This window comes from Mesorhizobium sp. M7A.F.Ca.CA.002.09.1.1, from assembly GCF_003998555.1.
In the GTDB taxonomy this organism is placed as follows: Bacteria; Pseudomonadota; Alphaproteobacteria; order Rhizobiales; family Rhizobiaceae; genus Mesorhizobium; species Mesorhizobium ciceri.
This window is the reverse complement of the sequence record NZ_RZRR01000922.1, coordinates 1-2,166: the sequence shown is the minus strand read 5'-3', so window position 1 is coordinate 2,166 and position 2,166 is coordinate 1. Positions and strand designations below refer to the sequence as shown.

The following is a 2,166-nucleotide window of genomic DNA, read 5'->3' as shown; positions in this document are numbered from 1 at the left end:
GTCCAGGCCGACGCCTTCGATCAGCGTCGCGGTGCCGGTGAAGTATTGCTGCACGAAATCGGTCTTCAGGCCGATGGCGTCGAAAATCTGCGCGCCGCAATAGGACTGGTAGGTCGAGATGCCCATCTTGGACATCACCTTGAGGATGCCCTTGCCGATCGACTTGATGTAGCGCGAGACGACTTCGTAGGCGTCCACTTCCTTCGGCAGTTCGCCGCGCTTGTGCATGTCGAGCAGCGTGTCGAAGGCGAGGTAGGGATTGATCGCCTCGGCGCCATAGCCGGCGAGGCAGCAGAAATGATGCACTTCGCGCGGCTCGCCGGATTCGACGACGAGGCCGACCGAGGTGCGCAGCCCCTTGCGGATCAGGTGATGATGGACCGCCGCCGTCGCCAGCAGCGCCGGGATGGCGATGCGGTCGGGCCCGACCTGGCGGTCGGACAGGATGATGATGTTGTAGCCGCCGGCAACCGCCGCCTCCGCCCGCTCGCACAACCGATCGATGGCGCCCTGCATGCCCGCGGCGCCTTCGGCGGAGCCATAGGTGATGTCGATCGTCTTGGTGTCGAAACGGTCCTCGGTGTGGCCGATGGAGCGGATCTTCTCGAGATCGCCATTGGTCAGGATCGGCTGGCGCACTTCGAGCCGCTTGCGGCGCGAATTGCCGACAAGGTCGAAGATGTTGGGCCGCGGCCCGATGAAGGACACCAGGCTCATCACCAGCTCCTCGCGGATCGGGTCGATCGGCGGGTTGGTGACCTGGGCGAAGTTCTGCTTGAAATAGGTGTAGAGCAGCTTCGACTTGTCCGACATCGCCGAGATCGGCGTGTCGGTGCCCATCGAGCCCACCGCTTCCTGGCCTGTCGTCGCCATAGGCGACATCAACAGCTTGGTGTCCTCCTGGCTGTAGCCGAATGCCTGCTGACGATCGAGCAGGCTGACATCCTTGCGCAACGCGCGCGGTTCGACCGGCTTCAGATCTTCGAGGATCAGCTGCGTGTTGGCGAGCCAGGTCTTGTAGGGATGCTTGGTCGCGATCTCCGACTTGAGCTCCTCGTCGGAGACGATGCGCCCCTTCTCCAGGTCGATCAGCAGCAGGCGGCCGGGCTGCAGCCGCCACTTCTTGACGATCTTCTCCTCCGGCACCGGCAGCACGCCGGCTTCCGAGGCCATGATGACGCGGTCATCGTCGGTGACGATGTAGCGTGCCGGGCGCAAGCCATTGCGGTCGAGCGTGGCGCCGATCTGGCGGCCATCGGTGAAGACCACCGCCGCCGGTCCGTCCCACGGCTCCATCAATGCCGCATGGTATTCGTAGAAGGCCTTGCGATCGGCATCCATGAGCTTGTTGCCGGCCCAGGCTTCCGGAATCAGCATCATCATGGCATGGCTGAGCCTGTACCCGCCCTGGAACAGGAACTCGAGCGCATTGTCGAAGCAGGCGGTGTCGGATTGGCCGTCATAGGAAATCGGCCACAGCTTCGAGATGTTGTTGCCGAACAGTTCGGAATCGACCGACGCCTGGCGCGCAGCCATCCAGTTGTTGTTGCCGCGCACGGTGTTGATCTCGCCATTGTGGGCGACCATGCGGTAGGGATGCGCCAGCTTCCATGACGGGAACGTGTTGGTCGAGAAGCGCTGGTGGACGAGGATCAGCGCGGTTTCGAAGCGCGGGTCCTTGAGGTCCTTGTAGTAGGCCCCGACCTGATAAGCCAGGAACATGCCCTTGTAGACGATGGTGCGCGCCGACAGCGACACGCAATAGGCGCCGATGTCCTTGTTGTCGTTCTCGGCATAGATGCGGCCCGAGATGACCTTGCGCAGCAGATAGAGCCTGGCCTCGTATTCCTCGTCATCGGTAATGTCTGGCGTGCGGCCGATGAAGATCTGCCGATGGAACGGCTCGGATGCCACGATGTCGGGCGCCTTCGACAGCGACGAATTGTCGACGGGCACGTCACGGAAACCGATGAGCGGAAGTCCCTCGGATTGCGCCGATTCGGCAATGATGTCCTCGATATGGGCGCGAAGGGCCGCGTCCTGCGGCATGAACCAGTGTCCGACGCCGTACTGGCCCGCCGGCGGCAGCTCGATGCCCTGGGCTGCCATCTCGTCACGGAAGAACTGGTCGGGAAGCTGCACCAGCACGCCGGCGGGCCAGTACGG

General features: G+C 63.3%; 1 protein-coding gene. It reads right to left on the bottom strand.

What is annotated here, in order from left to right; all coding sequences use genetic code 11:
- Positions 1-2,166: glutamate synthase central domain-containing protein (locus EN994_RS28365; RefSeq protein WP_281060209.1), on the bottom strand; the 2,166-nt coding region annotated here is incomplete at both ends.